The following is a 15,811-nucleotide window of genomic DNA, read 5'->3' as shown; positions in this document are numbered from 1 at the left end:
GCTGAAGCAACACATACCCACGAACGGAGGCGGCAATGGTGAAGCACATGAGGCGGTGGATGTGGGCGGGTGCCATGGCGGGGACCCTGGCGCTGGGCACGGCTTGCAGCGCGACGGAAGCGCCGGTGATGGTGGCCCAGGCGGACCCCAGCACCACGACGAGTGAGCCCGCGACGGGCGGCTCGGGCACGACGACGACGACGCCCAGCCCCACCACGACGGACCCGATGACGCAGGACCCGACGCAGTCGACGCCGGGCACGGTGCCGAGCACGCCGGACACGAACCCGGGCAGCACCACGACGATGCCGGGTGACACCACGACGGCTCCGGGCAGCACGACCACGGCGCCCGGCAGCCTGCCCACGTTCGACGGCGACGCGGGCATGGGCGGCTCGGGCCCCACCACCGTGCCGGGCCCCGCGGACGACAACGCCTCCGGCACCTTCACGCCGCCCGCGGGTGGCTCGGTGCTGGACGGCGGCACGTACTGACGTCCGCTCGCGCCTGAGCGCGACCTGAGGGAGCGGAGGGCGACTCGCTGGAGACGTCTTCCGCTCCCGTCGCGCGGCCCAGGCACAGGCTCGACGCTGGACAGCCCCCCTCGCGCCTGCTTTGTCGCGAAGCCGATGCAGACCCAGACGCCCCGCATCCTCTCGCTCCACATCGGCATGCCCCGCGAGCTCGGCACGCCCGGCGCCGCCGACCCGATGGAGCGGCCGTGGACCAGCGGCATCCACAAGCAGCCCGTGACGGGGCCCGTGTGGCTCACCCGCACGGGGCTCACCGGTGACGGCCAGGCGGACCTGCGCGTGCACGGAGGCCCCGAGAAGGCCGTGCTCGCCTACGCCGCGTCACACCATGCCTTCTGGCGCGAGCAGCTCGGCCGCGAGGACCTGGGCCCGGGCGCCTTCGGCGAGAACTGGGTCGTCTCCGGCGGCGCGGAGGAGAGCGTCTGCATCGGCGACGTGCTGAAGGTCGGCACCGCCGTGGTGCAGGTGTCCCAGCCGAGACAGCCCTGCTGGAAGCCCGCGCGGCGCTGGCGCCACAAGGAGCTGGCGCTGCTGATCCAACGCACCGGCCGCACCGGCTGGTACTTCCGCGTCCTCCAGGAGGGCGAGGTCCGCGCGGGAGACGTGTTGGAGCTCGTGGAGCGTCCCCACCCCCGCTTCACCGTCACCTTCGCCAACCAGGCCATGCACGAGCAGCGGCCCGAGGACGCCGCGGCCCTGGCCGACTGTCTCCTGCTCACCCCCAGGTGGCGCGAGTCCCTGCACCGCCGCGCCCAGGGGAATCGGGGAGACGACGCCCCCCGGCTCACCGGCCCCAACAGCGACGGCTGAGCCGCGCGAAGCGGCGCTCGAAGGACCTCCGGAAACGCCCTGTCTCGACACCACCACGAGACGCGCGACGCCTGGGACAGGCGTCAATCACAAACACTCCACCCCGCACCTCGGGACGGTATCGAAACGGCGGCCGCCTCCCCGTGCGGGTGACAAATGACAGTCCCGCCCCGACAAGTCGCCCCCACGTCGGGCCCCCGCCGTCGTCAGGAGAGCAGGCAGCCGGAGGAGCGTTCCCTGCACACCGCGTTCCGGCTGCTCACGTTCCCGGCCAGCAGCAGCCAGCCACAACCACCGCAGCACTCCAGAACTTTCCAATGAGGGGAACCACCATGAAGAAGTTCATGAAGACGAAGGTCGTGTTGGGTTCGCTCGCCGCCGGCGCGCTCATGTTCAGCACCGCGTGCAAGTCCGACTCGAGCGCCAAGCGCGACGACACCACGGCGCCCACGACGACGGACACGGGCACCACGACGGGCACGGACACGACGACGACGCCTCCGACCGGCACCACCCAGGACCCGGGCACGGGCGGCACGGGCATGGATGACCCGACGATGAGCCCGCCGCCCGCCACGGACCCCACGTTGGACCCGGGCACCGGTGGCACCGGCGTGGACGACCCGTCCATGAGCCCGCCGCCCTCCACTGGTGACACGCCGGTGAGCCCGCCCACGGGCATGGACCCGTCGACGGACCCGGGCACCGGCGGCTCCGGCACGCTGGACCCCGCCGATGACACCGCCGTGGACCCCGGCACCACGGGCGACGGCGACCTGACGGCGCCCGACTCCAGCAACCGCGAGGACCCGTACGCTCCGGACGCCCTGCCCCGTGAGCCCGAGTCCGGCCGCTAGGCAAAGCCCCCTGCCCAGGCGCTGACCGTGGCGCCAAGGCGAGTGGAGCTCCGGAGGCCCGCGCCCCGACCGGCGCGGGCCTCTGTGTTTCCGGCCGACCCGGGGACGCGCCCACCCCGTCACGACCGCGCAACGACAGCAGGCCCACGCCCCGCCTCGGGCATGGGCCTGCTCGCCGCGCGTCACGCTGTCGACGCTCAGCTCACGCTGACGCCGGGATAGCGCCCGGGCGTCGTCTGCGGCTCGATGATGCGCGGGGTGTCATCCACGCCCGGCGTCCCACCCGGCCCCGTGTTCGGGTCCAGCGTCTTGGGGGCACGACGCCTGGGCTCGTCCTCGGCGCCAGCGTCATGCTTGGGGATGGTGGGGAGGTTCTCGGTCGGAATCTTCAACACGTCCTTCTTGCTCATGACGGCCTCCTTTCCCGCAAGGTGATGTCCCCAGTGCCTGCGGGCAGCGTGCGCCTGCTTGAATGGTGGCCCCGGCCTTGGCAGCGTCCTCTCCGGATAACCTCGCAACCCGGAGTATTCACGCCATGCGCCGTCTCCTCGCGGTCCTCGCCCTCCTCCAGCTCACCGCCTGCGCCACCACGCACACCAACGACCCGCAGAACCCGACACCGCCGGTGCCGCGTCCCGTCCCGCCCGACGCCAGCGAGGCGCGCCGCCTGGGCACCGAGGCCGACAAGCTGCTCGAGGACGGCCGCTACGAGGACGCGCTCTTCCTCTACCGCCGCGCGTGGAACGACGGCTTCCGCCACCCCGACGGGCTCTATTACGCGGGCGTCATCGCCGCGCGCGCCGGCAGCCTCGACGAGTGCATCGTCTGGCTGGAGCGCGCCGCCGACGAGGGCTTCTCCGCCACCCAGTCCCTCACCACCGAGCCCTCGCTCGAGGCCGTGCGCACCCACGCCGCCTGGAGCCGCATCGCCGAGAAGGTCGCCGCCAACGCCCGCAAGGACGCCCCGGCCGCCACCACCCAGAACTGACGCTTCACCCTTCTTGAAAAACTGAATCACCATTCACCTTCCGCGCCCGCACTCACCGGGGCGCGGAAGACCCGGCACCTCGCCTTGGCCCGTCCACACGGCAGCCGAGCGAGCCAGCGCTCCGTCGCGCACTCGGGCCTTCGCGCGACGTGGAGCACGGGCCGGCCGGCACACCGGGTCGGTGGCACGTTCAGCGTGAAACGCGCTTTCCTGACAAGGCGCGGAGACATGCCCGGTCCCCGATGCGCGGGGGGCCCCAAACCCAAGAGAGGCGTGATGAGTTTGAAGTTGCTGCTGGCCGGCTGGCGTGGGGGGGACGCACCGCACTCGCCGACATCCGAGAACGCGCGCACGTGGCTGGGTCAGGTCGAGCGTTGGTTCCAGATGAATGTGTCGGAGTGGCTGGAGAGCAGTCGCTTCGGCACCGGTCCCCGAGGCGCGCCGCAGCTGCGGCTGCGGCTGCATCCGGCCGCGGGCGAGGTCTCGTTCCTCGCGGCCAGCGGCTCGCGCGTGGTCATCTCCGCGGAGACCTCCGCGGTGGGCCCCGGCTACCACGTGTTCCTGTGCGACACGCTCAAGGCCCTGGGCCAGGCGCTCGACATCCAGTGGGTGCAGGCCGACGACACGTTGGACGTCGGAGACCCCACGGGCTACTTCCACACGGGCGACGCGGGGCCGGTGGAGGTCTACATGCTGGCGTGGCTGCAGGAGACGGTGGCCCAGGTGCTGCGCATGCGCAGCCTGGGTGAGTCCGGCTTCTCCATGTCCCTGCGCTTCGGCCACATGTTCGAGCACCCCGGCGCGCTGCTCACGCCGCTGGGGCCTCGCGACGAGCGCTGGATGCGGCGTGTGTACGAGGACCCGCGCGTGGGCATGGACGTGTTCCCCTGGTGGCGACAGGGCGTCGGCGCGCACGCGCGGCTGGGGCGCGCCTTGTGTCGGCTGTGGACGGAGGTGGTGTGGCGCCCGCCGCTGCTCGAGGAGGAGCGGCGGCTGTTGCGCGACGTGGCCCGCTCGCTGGAGCTGGCGTGGCGCGAGGACCCGGAGCTGGCCTACCCCTGGCGCGAGTGGCGCGAGGTGCTCGGCTACCTGGGCGTGGGCGGCACGCTGGCGGAGACGGTCCATCACCACGCGGACCACCACGGGGCGCGCGGCCCGTCCATCGGCTACCGGCGCGGGGCGGTGCAGGTGGCGCTGCCGGCGGGCTGGGAGATCCGCATCCCCGGCTCGCTCGCGGAGGCGCACCTGGAGGACGGGACGTGGGTGGCCCGGGACCATCGGCGAAGTGTCCGATTCGTGCCACTCGAGGACGACGCGGAGGAGCACTTCGCCACCACCACGGCCGAGCGCCGCGCGCTGGAGCTGGAGTACCAGGGCGAGCGGGTGAGCGGCCGCGCGTCGCTGCACATGGAGCCGGGCGAGTGCCGGCTGACGGCCCTGTGCAGCTCCGGGCGCCACCGGGCGCTGTGCGTGGTGAGCTTCGCGGACCCGGAGGAGGAGGACTGGGCCCTGGGGACATGGCGCTCGCTGGACCACGCCGCCGCGGCCTGACGCTTGCCGGTCCGCCAGGGCCATCCCACATTCAGCGGGCATTTTCCTTGAGAGGAATCGAGAGCCTGTATGAGCAGGGAGGTCTGGCCGGGCAAGCCCTGGCCGCGCGGCGCCACGTTCGATGGCACCGGAGTCAACTTCGCCGTCTTCTCCCAGGCGGCGACCCGCATCGAGGTCTGCCTCTACGATTCGGCGAACCCGACGCGCGAAATCGAACGTTTCACGCTGCCGGAGGCGACGGACTTCGTCCACCACGGCTACGTCCCCGGCCTGGAGCCCGGGACGCTCTACGGCCTGCGGGTGCACGGCCCCTACGAGCCCACCAAGGGCCACCGCTGCAATCCGCACAAGCTGCTGGTGGACCCGTACGCCAAGGCCCTGTACGGCGAGGTGGACTGGAAGCAGCCGGTCTTCGGCTATCCGCTGGGCCACGCGCAGCAGGACCTGGCGCGCGACGAGCGCGACAGCGCGGCGGGCGTGCCCAAGAGCGTGGTGGTGAGCGACTCCTTCGACTGGGGCGATGACCGCCGGCCGGAGATTCCCTGGCGCAAGACGGTCATCTACGAGGCCCACGTGCGCGGCCTCACCATGCGCCACCCGGAGGTGCCCGAGCACCTGCGCGGCACGTACGCGGGCCTGGCCTCACCGCCCATCATCGAGCATTTGAAGAAGCTGGGCGTCACGTCGGTGGAGCTGCTCCCCATCCACGCCTTCGCGGACGACTCGTTCCTGGACGACAAGAAGCTGTCCAACTTCTGGGGCTACAACACGCTCGGCTTCTTCGCGCCGGAGCAGTACTACGCGAGCCGCAAGACGCCGGGCAGCGCGGTGGCCGAGTTCAAGGCCATGGTGCGCGCGCTGCACGCCGCGGGGCTCGAGGTCATCCTCGACGTGGTCTACAACCACACGTGCGAGGGCAACCACCTGGGGCCCACGCTGTCGCTCAAGGGCATCGACAACGCCAGCTACTACTGGCTGATGCCGGACGCGCGCTACTACCTGGACTTCACCGGGTGCGGCAACAGCGTCAACGCGTCCAACCCGAACGGCGCCCGGCTCATCGTCGACAGCCTGCGCTACTGGGTGGACGAGATGCACGTGGACGGCTTCCGCTTCGACCTGGCCACGGTGCTGGGACGCACGGGCGAGGGCGGCTTCGACCCGAGGGCGGCGCTGTTCCAGATTCTCCAGCAGGACCCGGTGCTCAGCCGGGTGAAGCTCATCGCGGAGCCGTGGGACGTGGGGCTCGGCGGCTACCAGGTGGGCGGCTTCCCCGCGCCGTGGCGCGAGTGGAACGGCAAGTACCGCGACGCGCTGAGGCGCTACTGGAAGGGCGACGAGAACCTCGCCGGCGAGGTGGGCTACCGGCTCACGGGCAACTCGGACCTGTACGCGGAGGCGCGGCGCAAGCCGCAGGCGAGCATCAACTTCGTCACCGCGCACGACGGCTTCACGCTGCACGACCTGGTGACGTACAGCCACAAGCACAACGAGGCCAACGGCGAGCACAACCGCGACGGCGCGGACGACAACCAGTCCTGGAACTGCGGCGTGGAGGGTGAGACGGACGACCCGGGCGTCGTCTCGCTGCGCGAGCGCCAGAAGCGAAACCTCCTGGCCTCGCTGTTCATGTCCACCGGCGTGCCGATGATTGTCGCGGGCGACGAGATGGGGCGCACGCAGCAGGGCAACAACAACGCCTACTGCCAGGACAACGAGCTGTCGTGGGTGGACTGGTCGCTGGACGAGCGGCGCAAGAAGCTGCTCGCCTTCACACAGAAGCTCATCCACTTCCGTCACCGGCAGCCGGTGTTGCAGCGCCGCCGCTACTTCAAGGGCGCGCACCTGTGGGACTCCGAGCACAAGGACCTGGCGTGGTTCCGTCCGGACGGCTCGGAGATGAGCGAGGAGGACTGGCAGAAGCCCTTCGTGCGCTCGCTGGCGTTCCTGCTCGGCGGCGACGCCATCCCCACGCCCGACGAGCGCGGCCAGCGCATCATCGGCGACGCGCTGCTGGTGCTGCTCAACGCCCACCACGAGCCGGTGGCCTACACGCTGCCCGCCCTCACGGACGGACAGAAGTGGGAGCTGGAGCTGTACACGGCGGACGATGCGCGGGGCGCGGAGAAGGTGCCCTCCCAAGGCAGGTTCCAGCTGGAGGGGCGCTCGATGGCGGTGTTCCGGCAGGTGGAGCGCTGAAGGAGCGCGGCACCCCGGGCGATGCGTGGCTCGGGGTGCTCGCTTGTCGGCGGACGCGTGCGCGCACGCCTGGAGCGCGATGCGTGCGCGAGTGAAGACACTTTGCGTCCGAGTGGTCCTTCGACAGTGGACACACGTGAAGGTTCAGCGCGCCCTGGGACTCGGGGCACGGTAGAACGGCCGTCCCCATGCGAGCGAAGCGCCATGTCCCGCGGTAGTCCCCAGGAAGAGGCCGTCCGGGCCATCTACGGGGAGATTGCGTCCGCCTACGAGGCCCTCTTCCCCGTGCTGGGCCGGTACGAGGACCGCGTCGAGCGGTTCCTCACGGACGCGGTGTCCCCGGGCTGCAGGGTGCTCGACGTGGGCTGTGGGCCGGGGCTGCACACCAAGGGCCTGGAGCCCTCCGTGCACGTGGTGGGCACGGACCTGTCGCCGCAGATGCTGGAGCTGGCGCGACAGGCCCGTCCCTCCGGCGAGTGGTACGCGCATGATTACTACCAGCCGTTCCCCGCGGAGTGGGGGCGCTTCCAGGTGGCGCTGGCGTTGGGCTGTCTGGACTTCTGCGACGACCTGCGGCGCGTGCTGCGGCACATCGCGGACATGCTGGCGCCGGGCGGGCGGTTGTTGTTCACCGCGCTGGAGCGCAGGCCCGGCCACGAGGGACACGAGGCCCCCACGCGCGAGGTGCGGACCGCGGGGCCCGCCGTGACGCTGCATTTGTATTCCTTCGAGGAGGCCTCGCGCGCCGTCACGGACGCGGGGCTGGAGCCGCGTGCCTACGTGCATGCCCCCGGGTGGGTTCAGCTCGCCGAGGAGCGGACTTTGTGGTTCGGTTGGTGGGAGGTCGAGCGTCGGTAGTCCCGCGACGTGTCGGGCGACACTGCCCGGTCGGTCAGCCAGGAGCGCACTGCGGATGATGACGGAAGAAGACATCCTGGCGGCGGAGGAGACGCTGCGCCAGGCCATGCTCGCCAGCGACGTGGACATGCTCGACCAGCTCCTCTCCGAGGACCTCGTCTTCGTCAACCACCTGGGACAGGTCTTCAACAAGGATGCGGACCTGGAGGGCCATGGCTCGGGCGCGCTGCGACTCACCCGGCTGGAGCTGGGTCCCCCCGTCATCCGGTTCCTCTCCGCGGGCGCGGTGGTCGTCGTGCAGGCCTCCGTCGCGGGCCAGTCCGCGGGCACCGGGTTCGCCGCGCAGCTGCGCTACACGCGCGTCTGGCAGTGGGTGGACGAGCGCCCCCAGGTGGTCGCCGGCCAGTGCACCGTCATCGTCGACGCGCCGAGCTGAAGTCCCGGGCAGGAGCGCGGCCCCGTGGACACGGCGCCGTGGCTGCCCGGACACATCCGGGGGCCACGCGCGCGCCAGGATGCACACGGACCCGGGCGATGGACTGGCCTGAAGGTTGCCAAGGCGTGCACCGCTCCTCTCTCTCGCGAGACTGAACCCATGACCTCACGCCCGCTTCGCGTCCTCGTTCCCCTTCTCGTGCTGACGCAGTCCTGCACCTCGGCGCCCGTGCGTCCGAACGCCGCGGAGGCGGCGCGGGCGACAGGGGCAGGTGAGTACACGCTCGCGAAGGACATCACGGTGCGGCGCATCGCTCCGGGGGTCTGGATGCACACGACGCTCTCGGACGAGGACTTCGGCTTCGTTCCCGCCAACGGGCTCATCGTCGAGGACGGGGACGGCTCGCTGCTCGTGGACACGGGCTGGAACCAGCAGCAGGCCGAGCAGCTCGTCGACTGGGCCGCGAGCTCGCTGGGCAAGCCCGTCCGCGCGGCCGTGGCGACGCACTTCCACGACGACCGGACCGCGGGCATCCCCGTGCTCTTCGCCAGGGGCATCCCGGTGCACGGCCTGGAGGACACCGTGAGAATCGCGAAGGAGCGCGGCAAGCCGGTGCCCACGCGCGCCTTCACGGAGGTCGCGACGCTCGGTCCGCTGGAGTTGTTCTTCCCTGGTGCGGGCCACGCGCCCGACAACATCGTGGTGGTGCACCGCGACAGCCAGGTGTTGTTCGGTGGGTGCTTCGTGAAGGACGCGGCGGCGAAGGACCTGGGCAACCTGGGGGACGCCGTGGTCTCCGAGTGGCCCGCGAGCCTCGAGCGTGTGCAGGCGCGCTATCCCGACACGCGCATCATCGTCCCGGGCCATGGCGCTCCGGGTGGCCCTGAGCTGCTGAACCACACCCGCGCCCTGCTCCGCTGAGCCTCCGCATCTCGCGCGCACGAGCAAGGCGCAGGGCTCTCGTCCGGCTGCTCACCCTCGGATTCAGGTGAGAGCGTTGGGCAGCACACGGGGATGGGTCATCGCGAGCTCGGCTGTCTGCCGTCAGGCGTCCGATGCACGACATGCGTCTGGTGCGCGAGGGCTGCGCCGCATGGGCAGGTGTTGGTGACGTTCCTACCGTGCATCCGGGGCGAAGCGCGGAGCCTGGGCCGGCGGGTGGGACGGAGGAGGGGCGTCATGAGGCGAGTGGCGACGTGGGTGCTCGTGCTGGCGGCGAGCGGGTGCGCATCGGTGAAGGTGGAGCAGCGCGACGGTTGCTGGGTGAAGCAGACCCGCACGTTCCCCTCCACATTCAGGGAGGAGGTGGGCCCATGCTCGCGGCCGAAGCCCGAGTGGTCCGCGGATCGGCTCACGCGGCTGGTGCAGGAGTGCGTGATGCACGCGGACTACCGCTGGCAGAGCAGCGCCATGGTGGCGTGGAACCGGGGTGAGCCCCTGCCCGTGCGCGAGCCGGACGAGAAGGTGCTCGAGGCGTGCATGGTGACCACGGAGCGGATGCTCTCCGCGGAGAAGGGCGCGCTGGAGGCGCAGCTCAGCGACGTCTCCAAGGAGCGCGACAGCCTGCGCGCCCACCAGGAGCAGGAGCGGGAGCAGTACCGCGCGAAGCTGGATGCCCAGCGCGAGGCCGCCCAGGCGGAGCTGCTGAAGGAGCGCGAGCGGCTCCAGGACAGCATGGACCAGCAGCGCGCGCACTCGCAGGCGAGCCTGGACCGCGTGCGAGACCAGATGCACGAGAGCAATGGGCGCCTGGCGACGGCGCTCGGCGAGGCGGCGAAGCGCCCGACCCCGTCCGCGGTGGCGACCGCCACCTCCTCGTCGACGAGTGAAGGCCGGGCGGACACGCGCAGCGACTCGCAGTCACGAGGCGACTCGCGCGCGCGCGGTGACGCGACGCCGCCCCGCGTGGCACGGCCCACGGTGGCGACGCCCGCGTCCATGTGCTCGCTGCCCGCGAAGCGCGGCGCCCCGAGGGCCACGACGTCGAGCGAGGCGGAGGCGTCCCCCCAGCCGGCGAGCTGTCAGCCGATGACGCCCGCCGAGCCGCCCGAGGCCGAGCCCACGCCCGTGCCTCCGGCGCAATCCCAGACGACGGCCTCGGTGCCCCTGCCGCTGTTGCCCAGGCTCCAGCCTCAGTAGGGCTTCTCGCCCTTCACCACGCCGAACGGGGACGGCTCCATGAAGACGCCGTTCACCGTCGTGCCGCCGTTGTGGATGGCGGGGAAGATGGGCTGCATGCTCTGGGGGAAGCCGAAGGTCGGCTTGCTGAGCGCGTCGAGCCGGCCGAGCTGCTCGGCGCTCAGCTTCACCTCGAGGGCGCCCACGTTGTCCTCGAGCTGGGACAGGCGCCGGGCGCCGATGATGGTCGAGCTCACGCCCGGCTGTGCCTGCACCCAGGCCAGCGCCACGCGCGCGATGCTGGTCCCCTGCTCCTTGGCGATGACGCCGAGCGCGTCGACGAGCGCGTAGGTCTTCTCGTTCAGGTACGACTCCACGAAGGCGCCGCGGTCACCCTTCTGCTGGCCGGCGTTCGCGCGGGTGTACTTGCCGCTGAGCGCGCCGCTCTTGAGCGGCGACCAGGGGGTGATGCCCAGGCCGAGCTCCAGCGCCATGGGCACCAGCTCCTGCTCCACGCTGCGCTCGAGCAGGGAGTATTCGATTTGCAGCCCGATGAAGGAGGACCAGCCGCGGAAGTGGGCCATCACGTTGGCCTGGGCAATCTTCCACGCGGGCGTGTCGGAGACGCCGAGGTAGCGGACCTTGCCGGCGCGCACCAGGTCCTCGAGCGCGGCCATCGTCTCTTCAATCGGCGTGTGGATGTCCCAGTTGTGCAGCCAGTAGAGGTCGATGTAGTCGGTCTGCAGGCGGCGCAGCGAGTTCTCGGCGGCCGCGATGATGGACTTGCGGCCCGAGCCGCCGCCGTTCGGGTCCCCGGGGTACAGATTCCCGCTGAACTTCGTCGCGAGGACCAGCCTGTCCCGCCGGGCCGGGTGGCGACCGACGTGGTCACCGAGAATCTTCTCGGAGTGGCTCTTCGTGTAGAAGTTCGCCGTGTCGATGAAGTTGCCGCCGAGCTCGATGTAGCGGTCGATGATTTGCTGGGACTCCTCCACGCTGGACCCCCAGCCGAGGTCTTCACCGAACGTCATGGCACCAAGGCACAGCGGGCTCACGCGCAGGCCCGAGCGGCCCAGCGTCACGTAGTGGTTGAGAGGCATGTGGGCTCCAGGGGAGTGCTACATTGTGAGGACGACGATTTAGTTCAATCTGGAACTGGATTAATTTTGAACCAATTTCCGCGCAAGGGGCCATGTCGAAAATCGACCCGGCGAGAATCTGGTCGTTGAACCACCGGCTGTTGATGTCGGTGATAGCCAGTGTCGCCTCGGACATCGCCGCGTTGGGCCTGGAGACGAAGGAGCTGTTCGTGCTGGCGGAGGTGGACGACCACCCCTACCCGGCCGAGCTGGCGGCGTCCCTGTGCATCCCCAAGCCCTCGGTGACGCTGTACGTGAAGCGGCTCGAGGCCGCTGGGTTCCTGCGCCGTGAAATTGATACCGCGGACCTGCGGCGTCACCGGCTGCAGCTCACCTCGGCCGGCCGCAAGGTCATGCAGCAGGGGACGACGCTGCTCTCGGAGGCGTTCGGCACGAAGCTCGGCCGGCTGACCGCCGCCCAGCAGGCGGAGCTGCGGGCCCTGCTGGAGAAGATGAGCTGACTGTCAGCCCCGGCGCGGCACCCGCGTCCCTCGCCCCCGACGCATTCCAGAGGTGTCACGGGGCTGTCCCCGGGCTCCCGAATCCAGACATGGGTGCTCTGCGCTCGTGTCCCGGACAGGGTGTCCCCCGGGTCCATCGTCCGCGGTGACTCCCTCACATCGGGGCGTCCGGCCGGCCGCCGCGAAAGCCAAAGCGAGCACCCCCTTCCAGGGACTGCTCAGAACTAGCTCACCCGGTAGAGCACAAGATATTGGATCTTGAGGAGAAGGTTCGAATCCTTCGTTCTGACCCGATCTGAAAAATCGGTTCCGCCAGAAGGCTCCATCCCGAGCCGGTAGAAGCGCTGGCCCACTCCACCCAACCTTCCCCCACCGCGAAGCCACGCCGTCCGCCAGGACGACAGTCCCCTTCCGCGCCGTCAGCGGAATGTCTGTCGTCGTCCGCGCCCGGTCCGGCCCGCGAGCGCGGGATGCGTCGATGGGGCCCGGGCACGCAGCCGGCGCTCTCCACCCGCGAAGGCTGGAGCCTTCACTTTTCTCGCAGTCCCCGGGACGCGCGCCTCTCGCGCCACCTCGCGCCCCGGTCTCACCACTCCCCCCTCCGGGGGAAAGGAGGTGCGCGATGAGCTTCTTCATGCGTGTGGATGTCGTGCAGCACGAGCGGGCGTTCGTCCTCGTCGACGAGGTGCCGACGCGCTACCTCGTGCCGGGCCGCTACCGGCTCACCTACCCCTTCCGCAACGTGCGCATCGTCCGCGTCGCCACGGGCCTGCCCCTGGCCAACCTGGACGCGGAGCTGCTCGCGCTCGTGCCGCCCTCGGACCTGCAGGTCGTCGACCTGGGCGCCGACGAGCGCGCCATCCTCTACCACCGGGGCCGCCCCCTGAAGTGGCTCGGCCGCGGCCAGCACCAGGTCTGGACCGTGGAGCACGTCCCCGCGCGCGCCCTGACGCCGCCCACCCCCGCCGTGCGCGTGGAGCGCGTGGACACCACCGGCGTCTCCACCGCGCCCCTGCGCGACGACGTGCGCGCCATCGTCCCCGCGAGCGACTACACGGAGGCCACGGCCACGGAGGGCTCGGTGACGCTGCGCTACGTGGACGGCACGCTCGACGCCGTGCTGCCCGCCGGCCGCCACGCCGCGTGGACCGTCGCCCACAAGGTGCAGCTGGCCGTCATCGACCTGCGCGAGCGGCTGCTCCACGTCACCGGCCAGGAGGTCATGACGCAGGACCGCGTCACGCTGCGCCTCAACCTGTCCACCGCCTTCCGCGTCGCGGACGCGCGCCGGCTCGCCGTCGTCGCCCGCGCGCCGGATGACATCCTCTACCTCGCCATGCAGCTGGCCGCCCGCGAGGCCGTCGCCACCCGCACGCTCGACGAGCTGCTCGCCTCCCGCGAGGCCCTGGCCGACGGCCTCTTCGCCCAGGTGAAGGAGCGCGCCGAGTCGGTGGGCCTGGAGCTGTTGCGCTTCGGCATCAAGGACGTCGTGCTGCCCGGTGAGATGAAGGAGCTGCTCAACCGCGTCATCCAGGCCCAGAAGGAGGCCGAGGCCAACGTCATCACCCGCCGCGAGGAGACCGCCGCCACGCGCTCGCTCGCCCAGACGGCCAAGGTGCTCGCCGAGAACCCGCTGCTCGTGCGCCTCAAGGAGCTCGAGGCCTACAAGGACCTCGCCGCCAAGGTGGGCCAGGTCCACCTGGTCCTCGGCGAGGGCGCCGTGCCGTCGCTCCAGCTCAAGGGCTGAGCACACACGCACGTGGAATTGTCGTGACGAAGGGCCTCTGGGGCCGGTTCCCCGGGGGCCCTTCGTGCATCACGGCTCCATGCGTCATGCACCATGGGTGCGGTGCGGGCGCCTTCGGCTGACTCGAAAATCAATCTCGGCTACCCTCGTGGGCCTTTCGTCCTCGTGAGGAGCTTGAGATGTCGTCGTCCGCCAACCACTACGTCCCCAACCTGCGCGATATCGAGTTCAACCTCTTCGAGTTCCTCGACATCGGCCGAACGTCGCTGGGGCGCGCGCCCTTCGGCGACCTGGACGAGACATCCGCCCGGCAGATGCTCCAGACGTTCTCCGTGCTGTGCGCGAACGAGCTGGCGCCGTCGTTCGACGAGGCGGAGCACAACCCGCCCAAGCTGGAGAACGGCGTGGTGACGCTGCCCCCCGGGCTGAAGAAGTCCATGGCGGCGTTCTTCGACGCGGGCATGCACCTGTTGGAGCAGCCGCCGCACCTGGGCGGCCTGGGCGCGCCGCCGTCCTTGGGCTGGGCCGCGTTCGAGCTGATGGTGGGCGCCAACGCCTCGCTCGCCTTCTACACGCTGGGCAACCTGCTCGCGCGAATCATCGACCGGCTGGGCACGGACGCGCAGAAGCAGCGCTTCCTGCCGCACATGCTGGACAAGCGCTGGAGCGGCACCATGGTGCTCACCGAGCCCGACGCCGGCAGCGACGTGGGCGCCGCGCGCACCAAGGCGCGCCCGGTGGGCGGCGACGTCTGGGAGATTGAAGGCGTCAAGCGCTTCATCACCAACGGCGACTCGGACATGTCCGAGAACGTCATCCACATGGTGCTGGCGCGTCCGGAAGGCGGTCCCCCGGGCACCAAGGGCCTGTCGCTGTTCGTCGTCCCCAAGTACTGGGTGAACGAGGACGGCAGCCTGGGTGAGCACAACGGTGTCGTGTGCACCAAGCTCGAGAAGAAGATGGGCCTGAAGGGCTCCGTCACGTGCGAGCTGACGTTCGGCGACGGCAAGCCCTCGCGCGGCCTGCTCCTGGGCGAGGTCCACGACGGCATGCGCCAGATGTTCTACATCATCGAGCAGGCGCGCATGGCGGTGGGCGTGAAGTCCATGGCCACGCTGTCGGCGGGCTACCAGCGCGCGCTGGCGTTCTCCAAGGACCGGCTCCAGGGCGCGGACCTCTTGCAGGCGCGCGACAAGACGGCGCCGCGCGTGCCCATCTTCCGCCACCCGGACGTGCGGCGCATGCTGATGACCCAGAAGGCGTTCGCGGAAGGCATGCGCGCTTTGTGCCTCTACACCGCCTCCGTGCAGGACGGCGTGGAGCTCAAGGGCGGCCACCGCGCCACCGAGGCCGGTGAGATGGACGCGCTCAACGACATGCTGCTGCCGCTGGTGAAGGGCTACTGCTCGGAGAAGGCGTACGAATTGCTCGCGCTGAGCCTCCAGGTGCACGGCGGCTCCGGCTACCTGACGGACTACCCGGTGGAGCAGTACATCCGGGACCAGAAGATCGACACGCTCTACGAGGGCACCACGCACATCCAGGCGTTGGACCTGCTCATGCGCAAGGTGGCGCGTGACGGCGGCGCGACGCTGCAGGCGCTGCTCGGCCAGGTGCGCGAGACGGCCGAGGGTGAGCTGGGCGGCAAGGAGCTCCAGGCGGAGCGCGCCGCGCTGGGCAAGGCGCTCGGTGACTTGGAGCTGATGCTCGGCACGCTGATGGGCAAGCTGGGCGAGTCCGTCTACCACGTGGGCCTGCAGGGCAACCGCGTGCTGGCGGGCGTGGCGGAGGTGGTCATCGGCTGGCTGCTGGTGCGTCACGCGGGCGTCGCGCTGGAGCGGATGAAGGCCAACCCCGGCGACCGCGCCTTCTACGTGGGCAAGCTCGCCAGCGCGCGCTGGTACTGCGCGGAGGTACTCCCGGGCCTCGCCCACGCCGCGCGCATGGTGGAGTCCGGCACGCTGGACCTCATGGAGGTCCCCGAGGAGTCGTACTGAGTCGCGAGCCGTCGCCCACCCGCACCTCGTCGAGGGGTGCGGCGCCGGCTCAGCCTGAAGTATGGATTCGGTCCGTATGTCGTAGGCGGGGCCTGCTGGGCCGGGCCCCATCACGGA

The 15,811-nt window shown here is 70.7% G+C and carries 15 protein-coding genes and 1 tRNA gene; 14 read left to right on the top strand and 2 right to left on the bottom strand.

Features of this window, described 5'->3' with window-relative positions:
- The first annotated feature begins 74 nt into the window (after positions 1–74).
- From AC6JA9_RS02625 to AC6JA9_RS02615, 3 genes are all read left to right on the top strand, one after another.
- On the top strand, positions 75–494 hold the full coding sequence (locus tag AC6JA9_RS02625; RefSeq protein ID WP_223749767.1) for an Erp protein: 420 nt from the start codon (positions 75–77) through the stop codon (positions 492–494).
- Positions 495–629: 135 nt separating this feature from the next.
- Positions 630–1,343: an MOSC domain-containing protein gene (locus tag AC6JA9_RS02620; protein WP_223749766.1), complete on the top strand. Its 714-nt coding sequence runs from the start codon at positions 630–632 to the stop codon at positions 1,341–1,343.
- 332 nt (positions 1,344–1,675) lie between these two features.
- On the top strand, positions 1,676–2,200 hold the full coding sequence (locus AC6JA9_RS02615) for a hypothetical protein (RefSeq protein ID WP_223749765.1): 525 nt from the start codon (positions 1,676–1,678) through the stop codon (positions 2,198–2,200).
- A gap of 197 nt (positions 2,201–2,397) precedes the next feature.
- Here the strand turns inward: AC6JA9_RS02615 and AC6JA9_RS02610 are convergent, their stop codons facing one another.
- Entirely contained in the window at positions 2,398–2,610 is a 213-nt protein-coding gene (locus AC6JA9_RS02610; protein ID WP_141324659.1) for a hypothetical protein, read from the bottom strand.
- Between the two features lie 125 nt (positions 2,611–2,735).
- Between AC6JA9_RS02610 and AC6JA9_RS02605 the strand changes: the two genes are divergently transcribed.
- From AC6JA9_RS02605 to AC6JA9_RS02575, 7 genes are all read left to right on the top strand, one after another.
- The gene (locus AC6JA9_RS02605; RefSeq protein ID WP_223749764.1) at positions 2,736–3,188 is read left to right on the top strand and encodes a hypothetical protein; all 453 of its coding nucleotides are present in this window, start codon (positions 2,736–2,738) and stop codon (positions 3,186–3,188) included.
- A 276-nt stretch (positions 3,189–3,464) separates the two neighbouring features.
- Entirely contained in the window at positions 3,465–4,739 is a 1,275-nt protein-coding gene (locus AC6JA9_RS02600; protein ID WP_223749763.1) for a hypothetical protein, read from the top strand.
- Positions 4,740–4,808: 69 nt separating this feature from the next.
- Positions 4,809–6,938, top strand: coding sequence for a glycogen debranching protein GlgX (gene glgX / locus AC6JA9_RS02595; RefSeq protein ID WP_267698362.1), 2,130 nt, complete (start codon positions 4,809–4,811; stop codon positions 6,936–6,938).
- Positions 6,939–7,142: 204 nt separating this feature from the next.
- Positions 7,143–7,796: a class I SAM-dependent DNA methyltransferase gene (locus AC6JA9_RS02590; RefSeq protein WP_223749761.1), complete on the top strand. Its 654-nt coding sequence runs from the start codon at positions 7,143–7,145 to the stop codon at positions 7,794–7,796.
- A 55-nt stretch (positions 7,797–7,851) separates the two neighbouring features.
- Entirely contained in the window at positions 7,852–8,232 is a 381-nt protein-coding gene (locus AC6JA9_RS02585; protein WP_223749760.1) for a nuclear transport factor 2 family protein, read from the top strand.
- A gap of 159 nt (positions 8,233–8,391) precedes the next feature.
- A complete protein-coding gene (bla, locus tag AC6JA9_RS02580) occupies positions 8,392–9,153 on the top strand; it encodes a subclass B1 metallo-beta-lactamase (RefSeq protein WP_497959028.1) in 762 nt (253 codons plus the stop codon).
- A gap of 258 nt (positions 9,154–9,411) precedes the next feature.
- A complete protein-coding gene (locus AC6JA9_RS02575) occupies positions 9,412–10,371 on the top strand; it encodes a hypothetical protein (RefSeq protein WP_223749758.1) in 960 nt (319 codons plus the stop codon).
- On the opposite strand, the gene AC6JA9_RS02570 is transcribed toward AC6JA9_RS02575, so the two are convergent.
- Positions 10,365–11,450: an aldo/keto reductase gene (locus AC6JA9_RS02570; RefSeq protein WP_223782262.1), complete on the bottom strand. Its 1,086-nt coding sequence runs from the start codon at positions 11,448–11,450 to the stop codon at positions 10,365–10,367. The two genes, AC6JA9_RS02575 and AC6JA9_RS02570, sit on opposite strands and share 7 nt — an antisense overlap.
- 92 nt (positions 11,451–11,542) lie before the next feature.
- On the opposite strand from AC6JA9_RS02570, the gene AC6JA9_RS02565 reads away from it, so the two are divergent.
- From AC6JA9_RS02565 to AC6JA9_RS02550, 4 genes are all read left to right on the top strand, one after another.
- Entirely contained in the window at positions 11,543–11,950 is a 408-nt protein-coding gene (locus AC6JA9_RS02565; protein ID WP_408888337.1) for a MarR family winged helix-turn-helix transcriptional regulator, read from the top strand.
- A 218-nt stretch (positions 11,951–12,168) separates the two neighbouring features.
- Positions 12,169–12,240, top strand: a tRNA-Gln gene (locus AC6JA9_RS02560).
- Positions 12,241–12,572: 332 nt separating this feature from the next.
- Complete coding sequence (locus AC6JA9_RS02555; RefSeq protein WP_408888338.1) at positions 12,573–13,697, top strand: slipin family protein; 1,125 nt, start codon at positions 12,573–12,575, stop codon at positions 13,695–13,697.
- A gap of 179 nt (positions 13,698–13,876) precedes the next feature.
- Complete coding sequence (locus AC6JA9_RS02550) at positions 13,877–15,694, top strand: acyl-CoA dehydrogenase (RefSeq protein WP_223749753.1); 1,818 nt, start codon at positions 13,877–13,879, stop codon at positions 15,692–15,694.
- Positions 15,695–15,811 lie beyond the last annotated feature (117 nt).

The sequence above is a fragment of the Myxococcus sp. MH1 genome (genome assembly GCF_059738865.1).
This window is presented reverse-complemented; position numbering and strand designations above follow the sequence as displayed.